The following is a 23,992-nucleotide window of genomic DNA, read 5'->3' on the forward strand; positions in this document are numbered from 1 at the left end:
TGTTCTGAGGCTGCCGGCAGGCCATAGTCTGGACGGGAGCGTCAGGGGGGCACGATGACAGACGACTTCGGATTGCGGGTGATGCGCGGAACAGCGCTGAGGCGTTCGGTCGCGGTGTGCGCCGTGACGCTGTTGGCGGGCTGCGCGCCGACTGTCGCCGGCACTGCGGTGTCACCCGTCAACGACCCCTTCCACGTCGCTGATCTACCGGCCAAAGATGGTCCGAGTGGTTTGCGGGACAACGCGCCCGCAGCGGTCGGCAAGGTGCAGAACACCAACAACGGCGATGTCGACCGGCTGGCGTTGCAGGCGATCAACGACATCGCCGAGTACTGGCAACACGATTACGGCGCTTCGGGTCTGAAGGGTTCGTTCAAGCCCATCGAGAAGTTCCTGTCGTACGACGCCCGCGATCGGAACAGTCCGGAGGCGTGCGACGAGGACACCGCCGGTTTGGTAAACGCCTTCTACTGCCCGAGCGAGAAGCTGATGGCCTGGGACCGCGGCGTCATGGTGCCGACGGGGCGCAAGTACTTCGGCGACGTCTCCGTGGCTGGGCTGATCGGACACGAATACGGCCACGCCATCCAGTACATGGCGAAGTTGGTGACCCGCAGTACGCCGGTCATCGTGCGTGAACAACAGGCCGACTGCTTTGCCGGTGCATACTTGCACTACGTCGCGGCGGGCGATTCCAAGCGGTTCACGATGAGCACCGGAGACGGCCTCAACCATGTGCTGGCCGGATTGATCACCGTCCGTGATCCAACGCTCGGTCCCCACGACGACGACATGCTCACCGATGGCCACGGAACCGCGCTGGACCGGGTCAGCGCGTTCCAGCAGGGTTTCACCGTGGGGCCGCAAGCCTGCGCAGCCATCGACCTGGAGGACATCAAGCAGCGCCGCAAGGGGCTGCCGATGGAACTCGAGGACCAGCCGACCGACGATGAACACCGGTCCTCCGACCTGCCTGTCGACAAGGGCACGATCGGTACTCTGGTCGAGTTGCTGGGGGTTATCTATTCCCCCAAGCAGCCCCCGAAGCTAACCTACGAACCGGCAAAATGCGATATTTCCCAAGGTGATTCGCCCGCTTCCTACTGCCCGTCGACCAACACGATCTCGGTGAATCTGCCTGCCCTGCAGCAGATCGGCACACCAGCCGACATGGCCGAGAAGTCCCTCATCCAGGGAGACAACACCGCGTTCTCGATCGTCGTGTCGCGGTACGTCATGGCTTTGGAGAACCAGCGCGGAGTGAAGCTCGACAACCCGACGGCGGCGCTACGCACAGCCTGTCTGACCGCTCAGGCCCAGCGCCAGATGGCAAAGCCGCATGACCTACCCAGTGGCGACAGTCTGCAGCTGACGGCCGGCGATCTGGACAAGGCCGTGGCCGGGCTGCTGACCAACGGCTATGTAGCCACGGCGGTCGACGGAGAGGGTGTGCCGGCGGCGTTCACCCGGATCGCGGCGTTCCGGGCGGGCCTGGCCACCGACGCCGAGGGCTGCTACAAGCGCTACCAGTGAGGAGAGTGCATCCTTGAGCACCATTCCGCCGCTCATCGTGACGCTCGGCGGCGCCATGTTCACCTTTCCGCCCGGCAAGGAGGTCACCGTCGGTCGCGGCGAGGCGTCGGACGTCAGAATCCCTGACGCCGGGCCCGGCGCCAAGCACGTGGTGTCCCGGCTGCATCTGATCATCCGGGTCGACCCCGCAGTCGGTCAGTGGGTGGCCATCGACAAGTCCCGCAACGGAATCTTCGCCAACCGCACACGGGTCCCGTCGGCCGTCATCAGCGACGACCTTGTACTAGCGGTCGGCGCTCCGGACGGGCCACAGTTGCAATTCCGCACCGCGACACAGGTCATTCCTGTCGCGAAGTTCCGGCATCCCCTGGCTCAGCCTGCTCCGCCGCGGCCGCCCCAACCCGCTCCCTCGCCGCACCGGCCGTTCCCTCGACCGCCGACACCCCAGCGCCCACCCGTGCCCGCCCCACAACGTTCGGCCGGCCCGCCCGCGGGTGCGGTCACCATCGGGCGGCACTCGACAGCGACCATCAAGGTCGAGGATTCGCTGGCCTCCCGCATCCACGCGTACCTGGTGCCCGCCCCGACCGGAACCCAGTTGTACGACAACGGTTCGGGCAATGGAACATTCGTGAACGGCCACCGCATCGGGGCGGTCACCCTGCGTCCCGGTGACGTCATCACCGTCGGCAACACCGACCTCGTGTTCACCGGTGGTACGGGGGTCAAGCCCCGGCAGGCGGTCGCTACCGGTGGTATCGAGGTACGCCAGGTCGGCCTCGCCATCGACGGCCACCAACTACTGACAAACGTCTCGTTCGACGCCAGGCCCGGCACCCTCACGGCGGTGATCGGCCCGTCAGGCGCGGGCAAGTCGACGTTGATCAGGTTGCTCGGTGGCGTGACGAAACCCACCTCCGGGCTGGTCACCTTCGACGGGCACGACGTCCATGCGCACTATGCGTCGCTGCGGTCGCGGATCGGCATGGTGCCCCAGGACGACGTCGTCCATCGGCAGTTGACGGTCGGCCAGGCCCTCAATTACGCGGCCGAACTCCGGTTGCCGCCGGACACCAGAAAGGACGATCGCCATGCGGTGGTGGAACGGGTGCTCGCCGAGCTGGAACTCACCCAGCACCACGACAAGCGCGTGGACAAGTTGTCGGGCGGCCAGCGGAAGCGGGCCTCGGTGGCACTCGAATTGCTCACCGGTCCATCGCTTTTGATTCTCGACGAACCCACTTCTGGCCTGGACCCGGCGCTGGATCGGCAGGTCATGCAGATGCTGCGGCGACTCGCCGATGCCGGGCGCACGGTGCTGGTGGTCACGCACTCCCTCACCTACCTCAACATGTGCGACCAGGTGTTGCTCCTGGCACCCGGTGGCAAGACGGTCTACGCGGGACCGCCGCAAGCGGTCGGATCGGCGATGGGCACCCAGGACTGGGCCGACATCTTCGCCTGGGTCTCGGCCAATCCCGATGCGGCGCATGCCGTGTTCCTGCAGCACAACCCGGCCGCAAACCAATCGCCGGCACCGCCCGAACCGGCGGGTCCGTTGGGCGCCCCGGCCCGTACCAGTACCGGTCGCCAGATGCTCACCGTCGCGCGCCGGCAGTTGCAGCTGATCTTTGCCGATCGGATCTATACCAGCTTCCTGTTGCTGCTGCCGTTCATCCTGGGTGCGATGTCACTGATTGTGCCGGGGGATAACGGCTTTGGTGTGGCCACTGTGGGCCACTCCCCCAATGAACCGAACCAGTTGTTAATCGTCGCCAATATCGCGGCGGTGTTCATGGGTACCGCCCTGACGATTCGCGACCTGGTCGGTGAGCGAACCATCTTCCGTAGGGAGCAGGCGGTGGGGTTGTCGGCGGCGGCCTACCTCTTCGCGAAAATCGTTGTCTACAGCGCGTTTACCGCCATTCAGACGGCGATCGTAGTGGCGATCGTGGTGATCGGCAAAGGCGCGCCCACTCAAGGCGCATTGCTGTTGGGTAGCCCGACCCTGGACCTCTACGTGAGTCTGACTGTGGCAGCGATTGTTTCGGCGATTCTGGGGCTGCTGCTGTCCTCGGTGGCGCGCTCCAGCGAGCAGATCCTGCCGATGCTCGTCGTCGTCATCATGCTGTCGATAGTGTTCTCCGGCGGCATGATTCCCGTCACCGGACGAGTCGGGCTGGATCAGGCGTCCTGGTTCCTGCCGGGCCGGTGGGGGTTCGCGGCCTCGGCCAGCGTTGTCGACCTCCTGAAGATCGCGCCATTGATGTCGGTCGACGATCAGCTGTGGCACCACGAATTGCGTTGGTGGGCGCTGGATATCGGGGTGCTGTTGCTGCTGGGCGCGGTAGCCGCGTTAGTGGTCTACCGGCGGCTGCGTCTGCCTGGTGGCGCCGCGAAAGCGGGGATGCCGAAAGCTGCGGTGATCGTCGTCGCCGTGGTGCTGGCCGTGGGGTTTGTGGCTGGCATGACGTACCTGACCCGGGACTCCGGAAACCGGCCCACGCAACCGACGGCACCCGCGGCGCCGCCCAAGGCGGCCACCCCTGGGCACCGCATCGATCTGGCCAACCTGCTCCCTGACGGCAAGGCGGTGAGCGCCGTCATGCAGTCGCCGCCGATGGCCACCGCCACGATCGTCACAGCGACAATCCCGCGCCGCGGTACAGCGACTCCCCCACCGTGCGCCGGCATCGCGGACGCGGGCAGTTCCGCGACCTTCGCGCCGGGATTTACCGGCATGTCGGGCATGGAATTGCACAACCCGGCGGATCCGAACACCTGGGTGGTTGCATACGCCGTCGGATACCCGGGACCTCGAGCGGCAGCAGGTATTCCGGCCACCGCGACATGGACGGGATGCGCGAATACAACCGGCACCTTCACGGCCGACGGCCAGCCCCCGCGCCAGCTCGCGGTCGGCGCGGTGACCGCTGACAAGGGCACTCTCACCGCGGTCTTCACCGAGCCGGGGCACAGCTGCCAGCACGTGCTGACCACGAAGGCTGATGTGGTGATCGACGTGTTGGCGTGCAGTCCAGGCGGCGGCACTCAGGCCGCGGACCTGGCCAAGCAGATCGCTGACAAAGTCAGCTGACGGAAGGTAAAGATGAACCTCTGGCGTGCTGCACTGCTGATAGGACTAGCGGTTGCGGAGGTGGCGGGATGTTCTGCCACGGACCGGAGAGTCTCGGGCACCGCGACGACAGCCACGGCCGCCGCTTCCCCGACGACGTCTACGTCAGCTGCCGCCAGACCAATTGATGGTGCCGGGCTGCCGCGGTTGTTGGGTTCCGTGTCCGAGATCAGCGAGCTGGCGGGCGTGGCCATGACGCCGGAGGCGATCTTCAGGAAACCCGACACCAAGCTGAGGGTCGACCCGACCCGCTGCCTCGAAGCTGTCATGCCGGCGCTCGACACCATTTCGTATTACAGCCGAACAGGTTTCGCGGCGCAGCTGCTCCATGGGGATCAACATGCGCAAGTCGTGCAGGTGGTCGCCTCGTTTCCGACAGATTCAGATGCGGCAGACTTCCGGGATGGCACTGCCAGACAGTGGCGGTCGTGCCAGCACCAGCAGGCGACAATTACGGGCGGTCAGGAAGCCGTGACATATGACCTGGATAGCGTCGACTCACTCGATTCCATTGCCAGCGTTTCGATGTCAGCCACGGCCGGAGATGGCACCCGGGTTATGTGTCAGCACTCGTTGGGTGCTCGGCGCAACGTGATCATCGACGTGCGGGTGTGCGCTCCCAGCGTGGCTAACAAGGGGCGCGAGCTCGTGGCGAAGATCGCCGCCGGCCTGTGAATCAGCGAATGACGCTCATCAATGGCACGAAGTTGGCATCGAGATACTCGGTCGCCAGGTAACCGCCGGGATCGGCAAATGCCGCAACGGTATTCGGGTCGTCAACGATGATCATCGACCCCCGGTAGGCGGCCAACTGGTACGGGAGACCTGCCGCCCCGCCGTTACCGGCGGCCTTGTCGGTGCGCACGACGACCAACACCTCGCTGTGAACCAAATACAGTTTGCCAAGCTCTGGCATCGACCGGGTTGAACTACTCTCACTGGGTTGACGACGCAAGTCGGGGTCGTAGTTCAAGCCGAGCGAACTGAGATAGTCCGCTGCGTTGGACGGTGTCAGTGTCTGACTGACGCCATCGTCCGACACATGGATCACCTGGACGCTCTTCCCCGCAGCCCTCGGATTCTGATTCTTCAGATCGGTCTGTTGGGACGACACCTGGTCGATCAGTTTGTCGGCTTCCTTGTCGCGGCCGACGATCTTGCCGATCCATTTGAGCTGCGTCTGCCAATTCCACGCTCGGCTGGTGTCTTTCGGTTGGGTCACGGTCGGTGCAATGGCCGCAAGACGCTGGTAGGTCGCGTCATCGATGTCGCCTGTGGCGAGGATGACGTCGGGTTTCGCGGCCTGGATGGCGCTGGTGTCGATGAAACCGACGGTGTCTTTGACCGAGGGGTTACCGGTGATCTTGGACTGCAACCACGAGGGCAGGTTTGTGCCTGCGCCGGCGATCGCCACGGGTTGGAGACCGAGCGACAGCACCGCGTCGGCATCACCTGGGCCCAGTGCAGCGATAGCTGTCGGCGCGCTGGCGATTTCGGTGGTGCCGTGTGCGTGCGCGAACGACTGCGCGGTGTAGGCCGGCGCATCCGGCTTGCCGAATAGCATGATCGAGGCGACGACCGCGATGACTGTGACCACGACAACGACCCCGGTGCCGATGATCCACCGACGTTTGCGCCCGCTGTTAGGCGGAGCAGGCGACGGGCGGGACGACGACAGTTGCGGAGGCATCGGGCCGCGTGGTGGGCCCGGCGGATAGGGCCCGCTCAGCTGTCCGCTCGGATAGGTCAATACGCCACCGGGCGGCGTCACCTGGTGCGGCGGCCAGGACCGTGGCCCCGGAGGCGGTAGTTGACCGGGTGGCCGTGGCGCGGCGCCACCATTACCGGCGACGGCGGCCATGGCCGCGGTGGCGAATTCCCGCGCGGTCTGGTACCGGGCGCTGGGATCTTTTGCCATCCCGCGGGCGATCACCTCGTTCAATGCCCATGGCAGGTGAGGCACCCGATCGGTGACGCGTGGGATCTCCCCCGTCACGTGTGCCGCGGCGATCGCAGCAATGCCGCCGGGCAGCCCCCCGTACGGTGTCCTGCCGGTGAGCAGCACGAAGAGGCTGCAGGCCAGGGAGTAGACATCGGCGCGAGAATCGACGTGCTGGCCACTGAGCGCTTCAGGTGGCGCGTAGGCGATGGACGCCATTACGGAACCGTCCGTGGTCAGGTGTGCGGCATCGTCGAATGCACGGGCAATCCCGAAGTCGGCCAAGAACACTCGTTCGTCGTCGCCGGGATCCTCGGCATTGGCCAGGAGAAAGTTCGCGGGTTTGACGTCGCGGTGCATGATGCCGCGCCGGTGCGCGTAGTCGAGCGCCTTGGCGACTTCGGTGATGATCCGCGCCGCGCGAGTCGGTGACATCCGGCCGGACCGTACTTCCTGGTCGGCGTCGGTGCCGGCGACGTACTGCATGGCGATCCACAGCTGGCCCGCCTCGGTTTCACCACGTGAGTAGACCGCGACGATATTGGGGTGGTCCAGCGTGGCGGCTACGTTCGCTTCACGGAGGAAGCGCTCGCGAAACTGGCCGTCCCCTTGAACGGAGGTGGTGAGGACCTTGAGGGCGTCGCTGCGGGGCAGCTGCGGATTCTTGGCCTTGTAGACCACACCCATGCCGCCGACACCGAGGACGGATTCGATGGTGTAACCAGCGACTATGTCGCCGGGGTTGAAGGTCGATGTCATTGTCGTCCGATTATTTCGCAGTCAGCAGCAGATACTGGGATGCCATTCGCTGTGTGGCGTCGAACGGCTGCAGCGATGATGCCGTATAGACCCAACGATCCAGTGCTGCAGCGCAGGAGTAGATCCGAGCATGGACCTCGGCGGTGTCGGTTGCCTGGCACTTCGCTGAGGGGAGACCGGGCACGGCTGGACCCGGCTCGGTGGGGTTCTTACTGTCAGGCTCGGCGAACTTCTGCGCGAGCTGCATTGCAGCGGAGGCATCTTTGGCTCGGTAGAGGTGGGTGCCGCGCACCGAAACGACGTCTACCCCGGCTCCCGTCAGGGCGGTGCCCGTTTGCAGCGGGTCGTCACTGAAATGAAGAATGCCTCGCGGCCCCCATAAGCCCTGATTGCCGATGTGTTCTTTGGTGGGGACGGTCAGTCGGAGCAGCCCGTCTGGATCGGTTTGCATGGTGCCGAATTGAGCGGGGTCGGTCGGTTTGAAGCTGTCGATCCTGGATGCCTGCAGATCGAGCGACTTGGCAACGAATTGTGTTGCGGTGTCGACGTTTCCGTCACTCGATGCGTATTGGTACAGCACGTATGGACCGTGCGACGTGTACGAGGTGACTGTGAACGCGCGGTCGGGCGTAGTGGATTCGTGTGCCAGGGCCTCTGGATGACCTGGAATCGGTATCTGCTGATTGGGTGAGGCTCGATCTATTGTCGGGGCCTGCGCGGAGAATTGGCGGGCGGCATCGTTGGCCAAGTCAGCTGTCGGGAAGCGCAGTACCAGAATCACCAATTGGTTGTTGTGATCCGCGCCGCGAATGGTTCCGCGACCAGAGCCGAAGCCGTTGATCAGTTGATGATCCTTGGCGATCTGCTTCATGGGGCCGGGTTCGACGCTGTTCAGACGGTCGGCATCGAGAAATAGGCCAGTCACGTTGACGCCGATACTGACCAGAGTGGGATCGACTTCCCACGGTCCCACCACGAACTCGCCAAGGCGCTCTGTGTCGATGAGCCGTCCAGATTCGGCGCCTGGTTTCATCGCTTGACCCGGCTTGGGTGACGTCGGGTAGTTCCCCGGATTCAGCAGGCTGACGATGGCATCGCCCGCCTTGAATGACGGGTCCTTCGTCGCGTCGCCGTTCGTCACCGTCGCGCAGCCGGCCAGCAGTGACACTACTGCCGTCGCTGCAGCCAACTTGGCGGTCTTCATGACGCTCCCCATCGTCTCCCCCCGACTGCAGAGCCCCATGAGGCGCGCAGTCACTCTCCGCGAACTGTACGCACTCGACCACCTGGCTGCCTCAGCCGCTGTCGCCACAGTTCGGCGGGGCGGAACTGCCGGCGAACCGCCCGTTATGCCGGCGTGCGTCGATTACTTCGCTGTCAACAAAAGATATTGGGAGGCCATTCGTTGTGTGGCGTCGAATGGCTGTAACGATGATGCCGCGTATACCCACCGGTCCAGCGGTGCAGCGCAGGTAAATATCCGCGCTCTCACGTCAGCGTTGTCGGTTGCCCGGCACTTCGCCGAGGGCAGGCCCGGCACGATAGGGCCGGGCTCGGTGGGGTTCTTGTCGTCAGGCTCAGCCAATTTCTGTGCGAGCTGCGTCGCTGCGGCGGCGTCTTTGGCCCGGTAGAGCTGGGTGCCGCGCACCGAAACGACGTCGACACTGGCTGCTGTCAGCGCCGCGGCTACTTCGACCGGGTCGTCGTCGTAGTGAGTGATTCCCCGGGGTCCCCACAAGCCTTGATTGCCGATGTGTTCCTTGGTGGGAACGGTTCGCGGGAGCAATCCGTCGGGATCGGTTTGCATGGTAGCGAACTGACCAGGGTCGGTCGGCTTGAAGCCGTCAATCCTGGGCACCTGCAGCTCCAGGGATTTGATGATGAGTTGTGTTGCCGCATCTAGGGTCTGGTCGCTCGTCGCGAACTGGTAAACGACATACGGTCCGTGCGGCGTAACGGACGTGACCGCGAATGCGCCGTCCGCCAGTGTGGCCTGATGAGCGAGTGCCTCCTGGTGCCCGGGAATCGTCAGCGTCTGGGGAGGTGAGGCTCCGGCCAAGGGCGGGGCCTGGGCCGAGAACTGGCGTGCGGCATCGTTGGCCAGATCGGCCGTTGGGAAGCGCAGCACCAGAATCGTCAATCTGTGCCGATGATCCGCGTTGCGAACTGTTCCGCGACCGGAGCCGAATCCGTTGATCAGCTGATGATCCTTGGCGATCTGGACCATGGGCCGTTCGATGCTGATTAGGCTTTCGGCATCGAGGTATAGGCCGGTCACGTCCACTCCGATGCTGATCAGAGCGGGATCGACTTCCCAGGGCCCGACGACGAACTCGCTGAGACGTTCCGCGTCGATAATCCGTCCGGTCTCGGCGCCCGGTTTCATCGCGGGCCCCGGCTTGGGTGCCGTCGGGTAGTTCCCTGGATTCAGCAGGCTGACGATGGCGTCACCAGGCTTGAACGACGGGTCCTTCGTCGCGTCGCCGTTCGTCACTGTGGTGCAGCCGGCCAGCAGCGACGCCGCCGCGGCCACTGCGGCCAACTTGGCGATTTTCATCCCGTGATAGTTAAGGCTCAACGGGCGGATTGGCGGCAGTGATCTCGGCGACAAGCTCGTTGAGCCGGGCCCGATCAGCGTCGATGGACTCGGTCGCCTTCGCGGTCGCGTTGCCGAGGGCCTCGTTGATCCGCGCTTCCACGGTGTCCGCGCCGAGTCGCAACAGGCCGTCCTCGATGAACAGATCCGTGAGCCAGTGGTGGCCGTTCAGGGTGACCTCGACGGTCTTGGCCTCGTCGGTCGCGGTGAAGGACTCCGTGTTCATCTTGGCGAGCTGTTCGTCCATGATCGATTGCAGGCGCTGGGCCTGCTGGAGTACAGCAGCGACCTCGGGGTGCATCTCAATCATTTGTTGTCTTTCTTGTCATCGATCTTGGTGCGCCGCCGGTGTCCGATGACGCCGTCGGTGAAGGCGCGGTCCTCCTTGTAAAGGACCTCGTCGGGCGACAGATTCGCGTTGCGCTTCTTCTCCTTGCCGCCTTCGCGGCCACCACCGTGGCCCGCGCCACCCATGCCGCCACCCATCCCGCCGCCACCGACGGGGGGCCGACCCGCGGCCGTGCTGGCGCCGCCCGCTGCCGCACCACCGGCCGCACCCAGCGCTGGCGCGACGGCAGCCGGCTGCATCGGCTGACCGCCGAGTCCGCCGCTGCCTGCTCCCCCACCAGAGCCACCACCGGCGGAGGCCGGACTCACGCTCGGGCTGTCGGGCAGGCTCGGCATCTCGGGCTTGTCGCCGCCCAAGCCGCCGGGCATCCCGCCGCTCGGCGAACCTTGTCCCGATCCGCCGGAGGGCTTGTCGCCGCCGGAAGGTGAACCGCCAGAAGGTGATCCACCGCCCTCGGGTTTCTGGGCTCCGGCGCTCGCCGGATTGACGCTCGGCGATTCCGGCATCGCCGGTGCCCCACCGCTCGGGGTCCCGCCGCCGCCCCCGGACGGGCCACCCCCGCCAGGACCCTGAGGTGTGTCCTTGCCCGGGTCGCCCTTCTTGGGCGCTACATCGCCGGGCTTGACGGCGGGCCACGCGCTCGACCCGAAATTGGGCGGCGGCGGTGTGACGAGGGAACGGATGGAGGCCTGCTGTGCGTACCTGGCCCGCACGGTGTCGGATTCTTGCTGCTTGGTGGCGTGGCCCGTGAAGAAGTCGTATGCCGCCTGACCCGCCGTCGCGAGCACACTGGCGTTCTCGTAGTCCGCGACGTCCTGCATGCTGGGGTGCTCGGGCCGCCTCCCGCCATGGATCGCGGACAGGTCAATGGCCTGGACGGCGAGATTGTTCGCCGCCTGGGTCATCGCCGTCAGCCATGTCGAGTAGTCCTTCAGCGCGTTCTCCGCCGCTTCGGCAGCTGCGCCTTCCCACTCGACGCCGGCCATGTTGAACTTGCCGTTCAATTCAGCCAGTTTCGCTGCCACTCCGGCCATTTGCGCGCCGAACTCGATCATCGAGGACCCCTGGTCGCCGCTGTTGATCTGCGAAGCGGCCACCTCCCAGTCCATGCCGGGATTACTGGGGTGCGATTCGGCTCCGCCGAGCGATTCGAGCATCCAGGGCAAGCTGCCGACCGGGTCGGATGGAGCCGGCGCCGGAGGCAGGTCAGGAGTGATCGGTGCACCCCCGCCGCCGCCCAGTTCGGTGGCATTGATGCCGGATTTCGCGGCTGCGTCGGCGGCGTCGTAGGCCGCGGCCGCCGCCCGCAGGCAGGCGGCCAAGCGCCGATTCTGGGCCCGCCCAGCCTTGAGTGCGGCGTCGAGCTGCTGCAGGTTGTTCTTGAGGAAACCGGCGGCATCCTGTGCGATTGTCAACCCGCACGGCGCATTGGGTGCTGGCGGCAAAGTCGGCAGGTCCACGTCAACTTCAGCGGCCTTGGCGTTCAGCGTCTCCGAGGACACTTTCAATTTCCCAGCCATCTACTGCTCCCCCTTACTTCTCCAGCGCCATCTGGAACCGGCTTTCCTCGCGCGGGTTGATCAGCTGGATCGGCAGCTGACGGTGGCGAGGAGTGTCGATGAAGTTGTGGCGCAACAGAATTCGTGAAATTCCCGGGTGTGGGCCCAGATAGGTTGTTGCATTGGGCCACACCACCTTGGGGACGTTCCCGATCCGGGCGTTGATGAACCCCGCGAATTCCTTGAACTGCGGTGCCAACGTGACGACGGCTCCTGCCGCCGCCGAGCGGACCACGAACTGGGTGAACAGGTGCGCGTCACCCAGGTTGATCGTGGAGTCGACGTTGTCGAACGGCATGTACACCGGATAGCGGTCGGCGGTCTCCCCCACCAACACGCCCGCCGAGCCGATCGGCAGCTCGTAGTGTCGGTCGGTGATCGGGCTCAACCCCTCCAGTGCGGCCCGCTGCCCACCGAACAGGCAAGAGAAGCCGCGGGGCGTGGTCGGCGTGGCCAGCGTCGTCAGCAGTACGGTCGCCGTCGGAGCTTGACCCGGCTTCACCCGGACCCGGGTGATTGTGTGGTCGGCGCGGGCAGACCACCACATGTTGGGCCCGCCCGGTGCGGAGTAGGCCGCGGTAAATGTGCTGCGGCCCTTGATGGTTGACCAGGTTTCGCGCTCGAAGCTGATCGCCGTGGCCCGGTCGAACTCCTCGAAGCTGCGCGCAGGGCGGGCGTCGATGCCGTGGCTGGCCAATTGGTCGGCGATCCGGGTTGTGGTCGCCACTAGATAGCTGGCCAGGCCGGACACCCCGGTGCCGCGGCGTAGCGCCGAGCGGCGGGTTTCGTCGGGACTGGCGCGCAACACGATCCAGGTGCGCCGGTTGGCGGGCGCGGCGTAGGGGCCCACGACTTGCTCATACAGCGCGACGACGCTCGACGGCGCGGTCTTGCCGACGCGATACCCGGCGGAGACGATGTCGGCCTCCAGGTCCGGACCGTGTGCCGTGAGCAACTGCTCGACGAGCCGGGTGTCGAGATTGTCGTCGGTGAAGGCCTCGCCGTTGACGATCACGGTCGGCGTGAACGACCGCGGCACCAGTTCGACCACGGCGATCAGGTGATCGCCCAGCCAGCGGACCGCGACGTGGTCGCCGGGCATGACCGTCGCGCCGACGGCCGGCTCCGACGGCGCCGGCGGGGCAACTTTGTGCCGGCGCCGCCAGGCGAACATCGCAGCGATCCAGCCGGTCAGCCGCCGTCCGCGGATGGCCAGGACCGAGAGCAGCGCGATCAGGACGCCCAGCGTGATACCCAGCCACAGCAGGTGGAAATGTATGCACAGCAGCACGACGGCGGGCACCAGCGTCGCCGCCCACAGCAGGTGGCCCGTGGTGAAGCGGAACCCGAAGTGCCTCATCGGCGCCTCAGCGCACGGCGGGTCAGCGCACCCAGGCCGAGCAGCAGTATCAGCGCAGCGCCGGCCACCACGACCATGGTGATGGGTCCGCGGTCCGGCGGCGGGATGTACACCGGCGGCGGGATGCTCTTGACCTGGTAGGGCGCCTGCTTGGGGCCGGCGGGAACGTCCCAGGTCAGCGCCGCCACCGGGTCGATGACGCCGGCGCCGACGTAGTTGTCCACTCCCCCACCGGGGTGCCGCGCGGTCGCGGTGATCCGGGTGACGATCTGGGCCGCGGTGAGGTCCGGGAACCGTTGCCGCAGCAGGGCGGCCAGGCCCGAAACGTACGCGGCGGCGAACGACGTGCCGTTGATGGGGATAGGGCCGTCCTGCCCGTTGAGCCCGTTGACGGGATTGCCGTCGTAGCCCAGGGCGGTGGCGCCTTCCGCGGGGGCGGCGGCACCCACCCATGGGCCGGACATCGAGAAGTTGCTCGGCTGGCCCTGCGGCCCGATACCGCCGACCGTCAGCACCAGCGGCGAGTACCAGGCGGGAGAGACGATGGTCTGCACCTGCTTCCAGCCGCGCGGGTCCGAGGGCACCCCGGCGTCTGGTGGTGGGTTCTGGGTGCAGTCCTGGCCGGTATTGCCGGCCGCCACGACGACCACGGCGTTCTTGACGTTCACCGCATAGGCGATGGCCGAACCCACAGTGGTCTCGTTGATGGCGCGGGTCACCTTGTAGCAGGCGGCCTCTGAGATATTGATGACCTGGGCACCGAGATTCGCTGCGTGCACGATGGCGCGCGCCAGGCTGCGCAGCGACCCGGCGGTCTGGGTGGTGTTCGGGTCGTTCGGGTCGCTGCGGGAGTCCTTCGGCTGGAACGCCTCCGAAGTCTGGCGCAGCGACAGGATGCGTGCCTCAGGGGCGACGCCGATGAACGCGTCCGTCGGCGCCGGGCGGCCGGCGATGATCGACGCGGTCAGGGTGCCGTGGGCATCGCAGTCCGACAGGCCGTTGCCGCCCTTGTCGACGAAGTCGCCGCCGGGTTCGGCGGGCACGCGGGGCGAGGCGTTCACACCGGTGTCGATCACCGCGACGGTGATGCCGGCCCCGGTCGCAAATTTCTGCGCCTCGGCGAGGTGCAGATAGTCGGCCGCCCACGGCTTGTCGGCGAAGTTCGTATTGGGCAGCACGGTCGGCGCGGAGCAGATCTTGCGCTGCTCCATGGGCTGATCGGGGCCGGTGTCATCGGGTGGGACGGCGCCGGGGTCAATGGCCGGCGGTTCGATGGCCAGGACGGGCGGGGCGCTGGCGACAGCCAGCAGCAACGCCGCGGCGACGGCGGCTAGACGACGCACGAGCTGCCGCCCCCACCATGGGGACGACCGCTCGTGAACTTCCGAGTCCCCCGTGACATTTTTCCCGCTACGACATCGCCGCGAACCGCGATGCCCTCCCCATACGCATGTAGCACGAATTCATACTAGTGGTGCGTAGCGGGGGCTCTGTGCGCTTTCTGTGCCCGCCGGGAGTGGCCCAGAACGATGCGCGTCAGGCGTCTAGGTCCTGCGCCACCAGGTCAGCGACCACGGCGAGGGCGGTCTCGTCGTCGGATGCCACGGTCACCTGCGCTCCGTTGCCGGCCCCGAGGGTCATGATCATGAGCGCCGAACCCGCGTCCACGGGTTCACCGTCGTCGACCGCAAGGGTCACTTGCGCGCCCGAGTTGACGACGGCTTCGGAGATGACGGCGGCCGGACGGGCGTGCAGGCCAATGGCGGATCCGACGGTGACGGTCTTGCTGGGCATGGCTTCTCCTTCTGGGTGTGGGGTTGGTTGTTTGTCGGGAGTCGTTCAGCGCCCTGCGGGCTGCAGAGCCTCGGTGGTGTCGACCGCGGGGAGCGCCCTACCGGCGCTCTTGGCGGCGATAACTGCCAGGGCGCTGCATACGGCCCCGACGAGGACGGCCACCACGAACCAGATGAGGTGGTCGATGGCGAAGAAGACGAAGATGCCGCCGTGCGGAGCCTTGGAGGTCACGTCGAAAGTCATCACCAGAGCTCCGGTGACGGCGCCACCGAACATCATCGACGGGATGACCCGCAGCGGGTCGGCCGCGGCGAACGGAATGGCACCTTCCGTAATGAAGCAAGCGCCGAGAAGCCAAGCGGCACGGCCAGTTTCGCGCTCGGGTTCGGTGAACAGCCGGGGCCGGACGGTCGAGGCCAGCGCCATGGCCAGCGGCGGCACCATCCCCGCGGCCATGACAGCAGCCATGATCCGCAGTGACGCGGCATCACTCACGTTCAGGCCCGCCGCGGCGAAGGCGTAGGCCGCCTTGTTGACCGGGCCGCCCAGGTCGAAGCACATCATCAGGCCGAGGATGACGCCCAGCAGGATCAGTGAGCTGCCGGACATGCTGCCGAGCCAGTGGGTCAGGCCTGCGGTGACGGCGGCCAGTGGGCGGCCCAGCAACAGGAACATGGACAGGCCGACGATCAGCGAGGCGCCGAGTGGGATCACCACCACGGGCATGAGGCCGCGGAACCACTGCGGCACTTTGAAAGAGCCGATCCACAGGGCGGCGAACCCGGCGATCAGACCGCCGACGATGCCGCCGATGAACCCCCCGCCGACGGTGACGGCCACCGCGCCTGCCGTGAAACCCGGTGCGATACCGGGACGATCGGCGATGGCGAACGAGATATACCCGGCGAGCGCGGGGACGAGGAATCCGAAGGCCAGCCCACCCAGAGTGAACAGCACCGCACCGAGGTACTGCAGCAGTCCTCCGGCCGGCAGGTTGGTCAGCGAGTTGGTGGTCGCGATGATGTGCGCGAGTGAATCCGACTGTCCGGCCGGCTTGTTGGCAATCTCGTAGCCCGCGAACAGGAAGCCCAGCGCGATCAGCAGGCCGCCCGCCGCCACGAACGGGATCATGTAGCTGACACCGGTCAGCAGGATCTGGCGCAGTCGCGTGCCCCAGCCCAACCCGCCGCGGGCGTCGGTGGGGGCAGGGGCCGTGGTCTCCCCTTGCACGCGGGCGGCTTGCGGATCCTCGGCCGCGGCAACGGCTTCGGCGATCATGGTGTCAGGTTCGTTGATGGCTCGCTTCACGCCGGAGGCGATCACAGGCTTGCCGGCGAACCGCGCCTTGTCCTTGACCCCGACGTCGGTGGCGAAGATGACGGCATCAGCCGCGGCGATGGTCTCCGCCGGCAGTGGGGTGGAACCGGACGACCCCTGGGTTTCGACATTGAAGGTCACCCCAGCGCGGTCCGCGGCGAGTTTCAGCGCGTCGGCGGCCATGTAGGTGTGGGCAATTCCGGTGGGACAGGCCGTGATTGCGATGATGGCGGTTGTCGGCGTGGGTTCGGCAGCGGGGGCCGAGGCTGCCGGAGCCGGAGTTGGAGCCGGAGATGCGGGTACCGGGCCGACGACGTCTTCGACGAGCGCGACCACCTCATCGGCGGTGCGCGCGGCACGCAACTGTTCGACGAAGTCCTTGCGCACGAGGGCCCGCGCCAGGCTGGACAGCAGCTTCATGTGCTCTGTGCCACCGGATTCGGGTGCCGCGATCAGGAATGCAAGGTCAGCGGGCCCGTCTGGGGCACCGAACGGGACGGCGGGCGCCAGGCGGGCGAAGCCGATGGTCGGCTCGTCGACATGAGGCGACCGGCAATGCGGGATCGCGATGCCGCCGGGAAGTCCGGTGGCGGACTGGGATTCGCGTGCCAGTGCGGCCTCGACGAGTCCATCTCCGTTGGTGGCGCGGCCCGTTGCGGCCATCCGGGCGGCGAGCAGTTCGATCACGTTCTGCTTGTCGGGACCGGCGTCGACGTCGAGTGCCACCAGATCCGAGGTGATGATCGGCATGGAAGTTCCTTTGAATAGGACGGGATCAGAGGGGTGCGGATACGGACGTGACAGCCTGTACCCGAACGGCTTTCACGTTGATCTGCTCTGGGTTGGGCAGCGCAGAACCCGGTAACGAGGCAGCCGCGCTGCCGTAGGCGACGGCCGTCTGGAGCCGTTCGGTCGGTGACGCACCGGCGATGGCCGCGGCGAGATAGCCCGCGAGCGACGCGTCACCCGCGCCGACAGTGCTGCGCGGGACGATCAATGGCGCGGTGGCGGCCCAGGTCCCGTCGTGGTCGACCAGGACCGCGCCTGCGCCGCCGAGGGTCACGAGCACCGTGCCGGCCCCACGGGCGACCAGTTGTTGCGCCGCGGAGATCACGGGCAGCGGATTGCCCTGGGCGGCAGCCTGTTCCAGGTCCGGTGCCGAGCGCCCGGTCAGCCACGCCAGTTCCTCGGAGTTGGGCTTGATCAGATCCGGCGCCGCGATGGAGAAGCCTTCGGCCAGCGCCGTCAGTGGACGTTCGGAGGTGTCCACCGCGACGCGGCAGGGTAGCGCCGCGAGCCGGGTCACGACGTCGGCGTACCAATCATCAGGCACCCCCGGCGGGAGTGAGCCGGACAGCACCACCCAGGTGGCCCGGGTGGCGTGGTCGCAGACGGCGGCGGTCAGTGCCGCCAGGTCGGCGTTCGCCAGGTGGGCCCCGGGCTCGTTGAGTTTGGTTGTGGTGCCGTCGTTTTCCGTGATGGTCAGATTGCTGCGCACGGTGCCGTGGATATCGATGTTGTGAAACGGCACCCCATGGGTCCGCAGCCCCGCCAGGATCGGGTCGTGATCGGCGGCCGGCAGCAGCGCGACGGTGTCGATGCCGTTCTGGGTCAGCGCGCGCGATACGTTGACGCCCTTGCCTCCCGGCTCGGTGGAGACGGGGGTCAGCCGGTGCACGGCTCCCCTGGTCAGCGGTTCGTCGACGGTGAGGGTGCGGTCCAGGCTCGGGTTGAGGGTGACGGTGACGATCATGACCCGGCCTCGGCGCAGATGACCTCGATGCCGGCGTCGACGAGTTGCCGGCGCGCATGGTCGCGGACGTCGTTGTCGGTGACGACCGTTCGCACCGCCGACAGCGGTGCGAAACTGACCAGGGCTTCGTGGCCGAACTTGCTCGAATCTGCCGTCACCACAACGTGGTTGGCACACTGGACCATGGCGCGCTTGATGGCGGCCTCGTCGCTGTCCGGGGTGGAGAAGCCGTGCCGGACGCTGATGCCGTTGGTGCCGACAAAGGCGACGTCGACGCGCAGGGAGTCCAGCGTCCGCAGGGCCTGTTCCCCCACGACGGCCTGGGTCAGGCTCCGGACCCGGCCGCCGAGTAGCTGCAGGGTGACAGTCGGGTTGGATGTCAGCTTCGACGCCGCGGGGATCGAGTTCGTGATGATCACGAGGTCGCGGTCGGCGGGGATGAGTTCGGCGATGCGCGCGGTCGTGGTGCCGGCGTCGATCAGCACCGTCCCGCCGGCGGCGGGTAGCAGCGCAGTCGCAGCGGCGGCAATCGCGGCCTTCTGCTGGGTCTGAGAGGAGTCGCGCTGGACCACGCCCTGCTCCACCAGGTGGAGCGTGCGGGCGGGCACCGCTCCCCCGTGCACGCGGCGGACGACGCCGGCCTTGTCCAGGACGTCGAGGTCGCGACGCACGGTTTCGGTGGTGACGGCGTAGGCCTCGGCCAGTTCGTTGACCGAGGCGCGGCCGTCGGCGAGGACTCGCGCGGCGATGGCTTGCTGCCGCTCTTCCGCGTACATGACCCTCCAAGCTTGTGGGAACGCATCCGAATCAATCTTTATATTGTTTGTTTTACGCTTGGATATGTTGACTTGTCAACGGTTATGAGTAATCTGGATCACATGAACGCGACATCTGTGAGCCCGTCGCCGCTGACGGTCGACGTCGAAACCAGCGGCCTTCCCGTTGTGTTGCGCGGGGTGCCCGCCGTCGGCGGAGTGCGGTACGCGCCCGTGCTGTGGCCGGGCCCGCGGCCTGCGCCTGAGGCCGATGACAACGCGGTTGAACTGGGAGAACCGGAACGCGCGGGGGAGCGGGAGCGCTTCGCGGCAGCCTCGGTGACGGTTGCGGAGCGCCTTCGGAACCGGGCTGCGCGCGCCACCGGAGCCGCTGCGGAGGTCCTGGCGACGACGGCGACCCTGGCGCAGGACCGGGCCTGGGCGGCGGCCACGGAGAAGCGCATCGCAGGCGGCCTGCCCGCGGTGCGAGCAGTGATGGCGACGGCGGATCAGTTCGTTGAGATGTTCACCCGAATGGGCGGACTGATGGCCGAGCGGGTCGCCGATCTCCGGGATATCCGGGATCGGGTGATCGCCGAACTGCGCGGACTCCCTGAGCCCGGGGTTCCGGTGCCGGACGTGCCGTCGGTGCTGTGTGCCGAAGATCTGGCGCCCGCCGACACCGCGGGGCTGGACCCGCGGCTCGTGGTCGCGTTGGTGACCAGCCTGGGTGGGCCGACCAGTCACACCGCGATCATCGCCCGTCAATTGGGCATCCCGTGCGTGGTCGCAGTCCATGGTCTCGCGCAGGTGCAGCCGGGAACGATGGTGCTGGTGGACGGCACTCGCGGCACCGTGACGGTCGAGCCCGACGCGGGTGCGGCCGCCGAGGCGGTGGCGCACGCACGCCGTGAAGCCGATCTCGCCGATAGCTGGCAGGGCCCGGGCGTCACCGCCGACGGACACCGGGTGGCCGTGCTCGCCAATGTGCAGGACGGCGCGGCCGCGGACGCCGCGGCCGGTACCCCGGCGGAGGGCATCGGCCTCTTTCGGACCGAATTGTGCTTCCTGAACCGGGATCTCGAACCGAGCGTCGCCGAGCAGGCGCAGATCTACGGCGAGGTGCTGGCGGCGTTCCCGGAGCGCAAGGTGGTGGTACGCACCCTTGACGCGGGCTCGGACAAGCCGCTGCGATTCGCCGGGCATCCCGATGAGGCCAATCCGGCGCTCGGGGTCCGCGGCATCCGGATCGCCCAGGGAAACCCGGACCTGCTGACGCGTCAGCTCCAGGCGATCGCCGATGCGGCCGCGGCGACGGGCCAGCGCCCGTGGGTGATGGCCCCCATGATCGCGACGCCGGCGGAAGCGAAAGCCTTTGCGGCGCAGGTTCGGTCCTTCGGTTTGAAGCCCGGCGTGATGATCGAGGTGCCCGCCGCCGCGCTGCTGGCCGATCGGATACTGCGGCACGTCGACTTCCTGTCGATCGGCACCAACGATCTGACGCAGTACACGATGGCCGCCGACCGGATGTCGGCCGATCTGGCGACGCTGAGCGACCCATGGCAGCCGGCGGTGCTGGCGCTGGTGCATTCGGCGGCGCGGGCCGGCGTGGATCAGGGCAAGCCGGTCGGGGTGTGTGGCGAGGCGGCGGCCGACCCGGCGCTGGCGTGCGTGCTGGTCGGTTTGGGCGTCACGTCGCTGTCGACGGCGGCTGCCGCGGTGCGGGCGGTCGGCGCCGCGCTGGCCGGGGTGACGCTCGACCAATGTCGGTCCGCGGCGGATGCTGCGCTGGCGGCGGACTCGTCGGACGTGGCGCGCAGCGCTGCCATGGCCGCCTTGGCGGCGCGCTGACCAGCACTGCCGCTATCAGGAATTAATCGGACCGCGGTCCGGTTATTGAGGGCATGCCTGCTATCACCGCTGACACGATCAGCTTGCCGCGTATTGCTCCCGCTGCGCCGAGCGACACAGAACGCCCGGTGCGGTCCATCACGACCGGCCCACGTGGCTATGAGGGCGAAGGATTCCCGGTGGTTCGTGCCTTCGCCGGGGTCAGCCCGGCGGACCTCGACCCATTCGTCCATCTGGACCAGATGGGTGAGGTCGACTACGAGCCGGGTGAACCGAGGGGCACCGACTGGCACCCGCACCGCGGGTTCGAGACGGTGACCTACATGATCGACGGCCGCTTCGCGCACCAGGATTCACATGGTGGCGGCGGTCTGATCACCGACGGCGCCACGCAGTGGATGACCGCGGGCTCGGGCATTCTGCACATCGAGACGCCGCCGGCCGAACTCGTCGAGAGCGGGGGACTGTTCCACGGCCTGCAGCTGTGGGTGAACCTGCCCAAGAAGGACAAGTTCGCCGCGCCCCGGTACCAGGCCATCGAGGGCGCCGACGTCACCCTGCTGTCGTCCGACGACGGCGGCGCGCTGGTGCGCGTCATCGCCGGTGAGATGGACGCAGACCGCGATGGGATGTCGCCGCCGGAGCGGCTCCGGGGCCCGGGCGGCACGCACACGCCGATCACCATGGCGCACGCGACAATTGCGCCCGGCGCGCGACTTGACCTGCCGTGGAACCGCAAGTTCAACGCGCTGGTCTACATCCTGTCCGGACGCGGCACCGTCGGACCGGTCGGACACCCCATCCACCAAGGCCAGCTCGCGGTGCTCGGCCCGGGCGACCGCATCACCGTCGCTGCTGACGAGGGGCAGGACTCCAACCGGCCCGCGCTCGAGGTGCTGTTGCTCGGAGGCCGGCCGATCCGTGAACCGGTGTTCCACTATGGGCCGTTCGTCATGAACTCCAAGTCGGAACTCATCGAGGCGTTCGAGGACTTCCAGTCCGGCAAGTTCGGCACGATCCCGCCGGATGCACTGAAGCCGCACCGGCCCGGGCGCTGATCACGCCGGCGACGCGTCCGGGTACAGCAGCTCCAGCTCTCCGAGGCTGGCGGCGACGGTCACCAGCGGCAGGGCGGCTTCGACCGACAAGGTTCCGCCCTCGGCCTCGGCGCGCAGGGCCAGGACGAAGTCGTCACTGATAGGGGCCAGCTCTGCGGTGTTCCGGTCTTCGGTACCCGAGATTCGGGCGCAGATTGCCGCGGTGTGCTCCTCGAGTACCGCGCGGGCGGCGCGATAGGGGGTCAGCGGCGGCGGCACGACGTCAGCGATGAGGTCGGCCGCCGCCCGCAACCGGATGGTCTGATTGGCGGCCCGGACCACCGGCGCCCGCAACTCGGTGGCCCCGCCACTCTCCGAAAGGAAGTGGCGCACAGCGTCATCCACGGTCCGGGAGGCTGTCAGGGCGTCGAAACTCAGGGCGTGCACCCGGTCGGTGGCGGCCTCGGAGGCACCGCGGGTCACCCGCCGCACGGCCGCGGTCAGGTACTGCGTTCCTGCGGTGCGTGCCGCCTCGAGCGTGCGCTGGACGACCGCCGCCGAACCGCGCGGCCACAGCAGCAGCGACACCACGACGCCCACCGCGGCGCCGACGAGGACGTTCTCGAGGCGGATCAGCCCGACGCGCCAGCCGGCCGGACTGATCAGGTTGTAGATGGTGAGCACCAGCATGGTGAACATCGCCTGGCCCGCGACGAACGAAAACACATCGGGCACATACGCCGAACCGAACGCCACGATCGGCAGGACGAACCACAGCAGCACGGGGTTCGCCCCGATCAGGTGGATCACCACGGTGCCGAGGAGAAATCCGATCGCGGTGCCGCCGACGGCGCGCACCACCCGGGTCCCGGTGGTCAGCGCGCTGCTGCGCAGTACCGACAGTGATGCCATGGCGATCCAGAATCCGTGCTGGAGCGGAAACAAGTGGACGACGGCCACCGCCACGGCAAGCCCGATTCCGGTGCGAAGGCTGTTCTGCACCACCACGGCTCTCGTCGCGACGAACCCCGACGGGATGGCCGACATGGCCTGGGATTCGGACAGCACCCTGTCGAGGTTCCCGGCGGCCGGCAGTCGTCGACCCAGTACGCGGGCCCAGACCGGGCGGGCGTCGGCGTCGGCCGCCAACCCGATGACTCGGCCCGTCGCCCCGACAGATGCCGAGAATGTCCTCAGCCGCAACAGTTTTCGCCCGGTCGCGACGGCCAGCAGATCATCGGGTTCGGCGCGGATCAGTTCGATGTCCTCGCGGTAGCGCCCGCGGGTCGCCGCTCGATGCGCGGTCAGGGCCTCGGCCAGGTCGGCGCGGTAGCGATCGCGGCCCTCGGCGCGCGGCGTGCTGAGCACCCGGGCGCAGTCGTTCAGTACCCGGATGGCCGGTCCGCGGGTCTCGGCCAGCAGCGAACCGGTGGCGTCGGTGGCGCGGTCGCACAGCCAGCGCAGGTCGTCCACCACCCGGACCAGGGCGCGGCTACCCGCGGTCAGCCCGACCGGACGGAAGTCGGCGCCGAGGAAGTTGTCACCCAGCACCTCCATCGCATCCGAGAGCTCCTGAGCTGTCGCGGACCCCTCGAGCCGGGCCGCCAGCAGCCGGCACACCTGTGCAGCGTGCTTGCGCAGGTCGTCGTGATGAGTCGGCGGCAGCAGGAACAGTGCCGCCGGTACGGCAATGGTCCAGGCGACGGCCCAGCCGAGCAGCCGGTCCGGGACAGGGCCTACCGGAGTGCACACCGGCAGCACGAACGTCATCAGTGTGGCGCGCTGACCGGCGGCGATGATCTCACTGAGGACGCCGGAGAACATCACCAGCACCCCGACGGCGAACATCGCCGGCACCGCCAGCCACGGGTGCGGGGACAGCAGCGTGCCCAGGGTGATCAGTACCGTGCCGTTGAAACCGAGTCCGGCGTAGGCCACGGCCCGCGCCGCGCGGTTGCCGGGAAAATCGACCACGACCAGCAGTGCGACCGCGCCGAAGATCGCGAACATGGTCGTCTGCGCCGTGCTGCCGACGGCGGTTCCCACCGCCAATCCGATGACGGCGACGAGTGGCAGCACCAGACCGGCGCGGGTGGCTCGGCGCAGGGCGTCGTGTTCGGGGTCGCCGTCTCGCGGCCGCGCGAGCACCTGCTGCCAGCGCACCGCCAGCGACTCCCGCGACACCACGCCCGCCATGGCGCCCAACATTAATTTGGCTGACACGGTCGCGCGCCGGCAACTGATGTGTGCCGGG

At 67.5% G+C, this 23,992-nt stretch carries 17 protein-coding genes; 5 read left to right on the forward strand and 12 right to left on the reverse strand.

What is annotated here, in order from left to right; genetic code table 11:
• The first annotated feature begins 81 nt into the window (after window positions 1–81).
• The 3 genes from ACX12F_RS00455 to ACX12F_RS00465 all read left to right on the forward strand — a co-directional run bounded on the left by ACX12F_RS00455 (window position 82) and on the right by ACX12F_RS00465 (window position 5,344).
• On the forward strand, window positions 82–1,533 hold the full coding sequence (locus ACX12F_RS00455; RefSeq protein WP_459370564.1) for a neutral zinc metallopeptidase: 1,452 nt from the start codon (window positions 82–84) through the stop codon (window positions 1,531–1,533).
• Between the two features lie 13 nt (window positions 1,534–1,546).
• Window positions 1,547–4,630: an ATP-binding cassette domain-containing protein gene (locus ACX12F_RS00460; RefSeq protein WP_459367777.1), complete on the forward strand. Its 3,084-nt coding sequence runs from the start codon at window positions 1,547–1,549 to the stop codon at window positions 4,628–4,630.
• 198 nt (window positions 4,631–4,828) lie between these two features.
• Entirely contained in the window at window positions 4,829–5,344 is a 516-nt protein-coding gene (locus ACX12F_RS00465) for a sensor domain-containing protein (protein ID WP_459367778.1), read from the forward strand.
• Window position 5,345: 1 nt separating this feature from the next.
• Here the strand turns inward: ACX12F_RS00465 and ACX12F_RS00470 are convergent, their stop codons facing one another.
• From ACX12F_RS00470 to ACX12F_RS00520, 11 genes are all read right to left on the reverse strand, one after another.
• Window positions 5,346–7,367, reverse strand: a complete 2,022-nt coding sequence (locus tag ACX12F_RS00470) for a serine/threonine-protein kinase (protein ID WP_459367779.1) — start codon at window positions 7,365–7,367, stop codon at window positions 5,346–5,348.
• 10 nt (window positions 7,368–7,377) lie between these two features.
• A complete protein-coding gene (locus ACX12F_RS00475) occupies window positions 7,378–8,571 on the reverse strand; it encodes a DUF7373 family lipoprotein (protein WP_459367780.1) in 1,194 nt (397 codons plus the stop codon).
• A gap of 162 nt (window positions 8,572–8,733) precedes the next feature.
• A complete protein-coding gene (locus tag ACX12F_RS00480) occupies window positions 8,734–9,900 on the reverse strand; it encodes a DUF7373 family lipoprotein (RefSeq protein ID WP_459367781.1) in 1,167 nt (388 codons plus the stop codon).
• 34 nt (window positions 9,901–9,934) lie between these two features.
• A complete protein-coding gene (locus ACX12F_RS00485; RefSeq protein ID WP_459367782.1) occupies window positions 9,935–10,273 on the reverse strand; it encodes a YbaB/EbfC family nucleoid-associated protein in 339 nt (112 codons plus the stop codon).
• Window positions 10,270–11,832 carry a PPE domain-containing protein gene (locus ACX12F_RS00490; protein WP_459367783.1) on the reverse strand — a complete coding sequence of 521 codons (1,563 nt, stop codon included), beginning with the start codon at window positions 11,830–11,832 and terminating at the stop codon, window positions 10,270–10,272. The genes ACX12F_RS00485 and ACX12F_RS00490 overlap by 4 nt, the downstream gene beginning before the upstream one ends.
• A 13-nt stretch (window positions 11,833–11,845) precedes the next feature.
• Complete coding sequence (gene eccE / locus ACX12F_RS00495; RefSeq protein ID WP_459367784.1) at window positions 11,846–13,231, reverse strand: type VII secretion protein EccE; 1,386 nt, start codon at window positions 13,229–13,231, stop codon at window positions 11,846–11,848.
• Window positions 13,228–14,574, reverse strand: coding sequence for a type VII secretion-associated serine protease mycosin (gene mycP / locus ACX12F_RS00500; protein ID WP_459367785.1), 1,347 nt, complete (start codon window positions 14,572–14,574; stop codon window positions 13,228–13,230). Before mycP ends, eccE begins: the two co-directional genes overlap by 4 nt.
• Before the next feature lie 193 nt (window positions 14,575–14,767).
• Window positions 14,768–15,025: an HPr family phosphocarrier protein gene (locus ACX12F_RS00505; protein ID WP_155900347.1), complete on the reverse strand. Its 258-nt coding sequence runs from the start codon at window positions 15,023–15,025 to the stop codon at window positions 14,768–14,770.
• A 45-nt stretch (window positions 15,026–15,070) separates the two neighbouring features.
• The gene (locus ACX12F_RS00510) at window positions 15,071–17,092 is read right to left on the reverse strand and encodes a PTS fructose transporter subunit IIABC (RefSeq protein WP_459367786.1); all 2,022 of its coding nucleotides are present in this window, start codon (window positions 17,090–17,092) and stop codon (window positions 15,071–15,073) included.
• A gap of 25 nt (window positions 17,093–17,117) precedes the next feature.
• The gene (gene pfkB, locus ACX12F_RS00515; RefSeq protein ID WP_459367787.1) at window positions 17,118–18,095 is read right to left on the reverse strand and encodes a 1-phosphofructokinase; all 978 of its coding nucleotides are present in this window, start codon (window positions 18,093–18,095) and stop codon (window positions 17,118–17,120) included.
• Window positions 18,092–18,871: a DeoR/GlpR family DNA-binding transcription regulator gene (locus ACX12F_RS00520; protein ID WP_459367788.1), complete on the reverse strand. Its 780-nt coding sequence runs from the start codon at window positions 18,869–18,871 to the stop codon at window positions 18,092–18,094. The genes pfkB and ACX12F_RS00520 overlap by 4 nt, the downstream gene beginning before the upstream one ends.
• A 102-nt stretch (window positions 18,872–18,973) precedes the next feature.
• On the opposite strand from ACX12F_RS00520, the gene ptsP reads away from it, so the two are divergent.
• Both ptsP and ACX12F_RS00530 read left to right on the forward strand, forming a co-directional pair.
• Window positions 18,974–20,701, forward strand: a complete 1,728-nt coding sequence (ptsP, locus tag ACX12F_RS00525; protein ID WP_459367789.1) for a phosphoenolpyruvate--protein phosphotransferase — start codon at window positions 18,974–18,976, stop codon at window positions 20,699–20,701.
• Window positions 20,702–20,754: 53 nt separating this feature from the next.
• The gene (locus ACX12F_RS00530) at window positions 20,755–21,759 is read left to right on the forward strand and encodes a pirin family protein (protein ID WP_459367790.1); all 1,005 of its coding nucleotides are present in this window, start codon (window positions 20,755–20,757) and stop codon (window positions 21,757–21,759) included.
• Here the strand turns inward: ACX12F_RS00530 and ACX12F_RS00535 are convergent, their stop codons facing one another.
• A complete protein-coding gene (locus ACX12F_RS00535) occupies window positions 21,760–23,946 on the reverse strand; it encodes an FUSC family protein (RefSeq protein WP_459370565.1) in 2,187 nt (728 codons plus the stop codon). It lies immediately after the preceding gene.
• Window positions 23,947–23,992 lie beyond the last annotated feature (46 nt).

The sequence above is a fragment of the Mycolicibacterium sp. HS_4_1 genome (genome assembly GCF_054515875.1).

Excerpts from the sequence above, each read along its gene's own strand:
- ACX12F_RS00455 (WP_459370564.1), top strand. The coding sequence starts at position 82 with ATGCGCGGAACAGCGCTGAGGCGTTCGGTCGCGGTGTGCGCCGTGACG.
- ACX12F_RS00470 (WP_459367779.1), bottom strand. The coding sequence starts at position 7,367 with ATGACATCGACCTTCAACCCCGGCGACATAGTCGCTGGTTACACCATC.
- ACX12F_RS00475 (WP_459367780.1), bottom strand. The coding sequence starts at position 8,571 with ATGAAGACCGCCAAGTTGGCTGCAGCGACGGCAGTAGTGTCACTGCTG.
- ACX12F_RS00485 (WP_459367782.1), bottom strand. The coding sequence starts at position 10,273 with ATGATTGAGATGCACCCCGAGGTCGCTGCTGTACTCCAGCAGGCCCAG.
- ACX12F_RS00490 (WP_459367783.1), bottom strand. The coding sequence starts at position 11,832 with ATGGCTGGGAAATTGAAAGTGTCCTCGGAGACGCTGAACGCCAAGGCC.
- eccE (WP_459367784.1), bottom strand. The coding sequence starts at position 13,231 with ATGAGGCACTTCGGGTTCCGCTTCACCACGGGCCACCTGCTGTGGGCG.
- ACX12F_RS00505 (WP_155900347.1), bottom strand. The coding sequence starts at position 15,025 with ATGCCCAGCAAGACCGTCACCGTCGGATCCGCCATTGGCCTGCACGCC.
- ACX12F_RS00510 (WP_459367786.1), bottom strand. The coding sequence starts at position 17,092 with ATGCCGATCATCACCTCGGATCTGGTGGCACTCGACGTCGACGCCGGT.
- pfkB (WP_459367787.1), bottom strand. The coding sequence starts at position 18,095 with ATGATCGTCACCGTCACCCTCAACCCGAGCCTGGACCGCACCCTCACC.
- ACX12F_RS00520 (WP_459367788.1), bottom strand. The coding sequence starts at position 18,871 with ATGTACGCGGAAGAGCGGCAGCAAGCCATCGCCGCGCGAGTCCTCGCC.
- ptsP (WP_459367789.1), top strand. The coding sequence starts at position 18,974 with ATGAACGCGACATCTGTGAGCCCGTCGCCGCTGACGGTCGACGTCGAA.
- ACX12F_RS00530 (WP_459367790.1), top strand. The coding sequence starts at position 20,755 with ATGCCTGCTATCACCGCTGACACGATCAGCTTGCCGCGTATTGCTCCC.
- ACX12F_RS00535 (WP_459370565.1), bottom strand. The coding sequence starts at position 23,946 with ATGTTGGGCGCCATGGCGGGCGTGGTGTCGCGGGAGTCGCTGGCGGTG.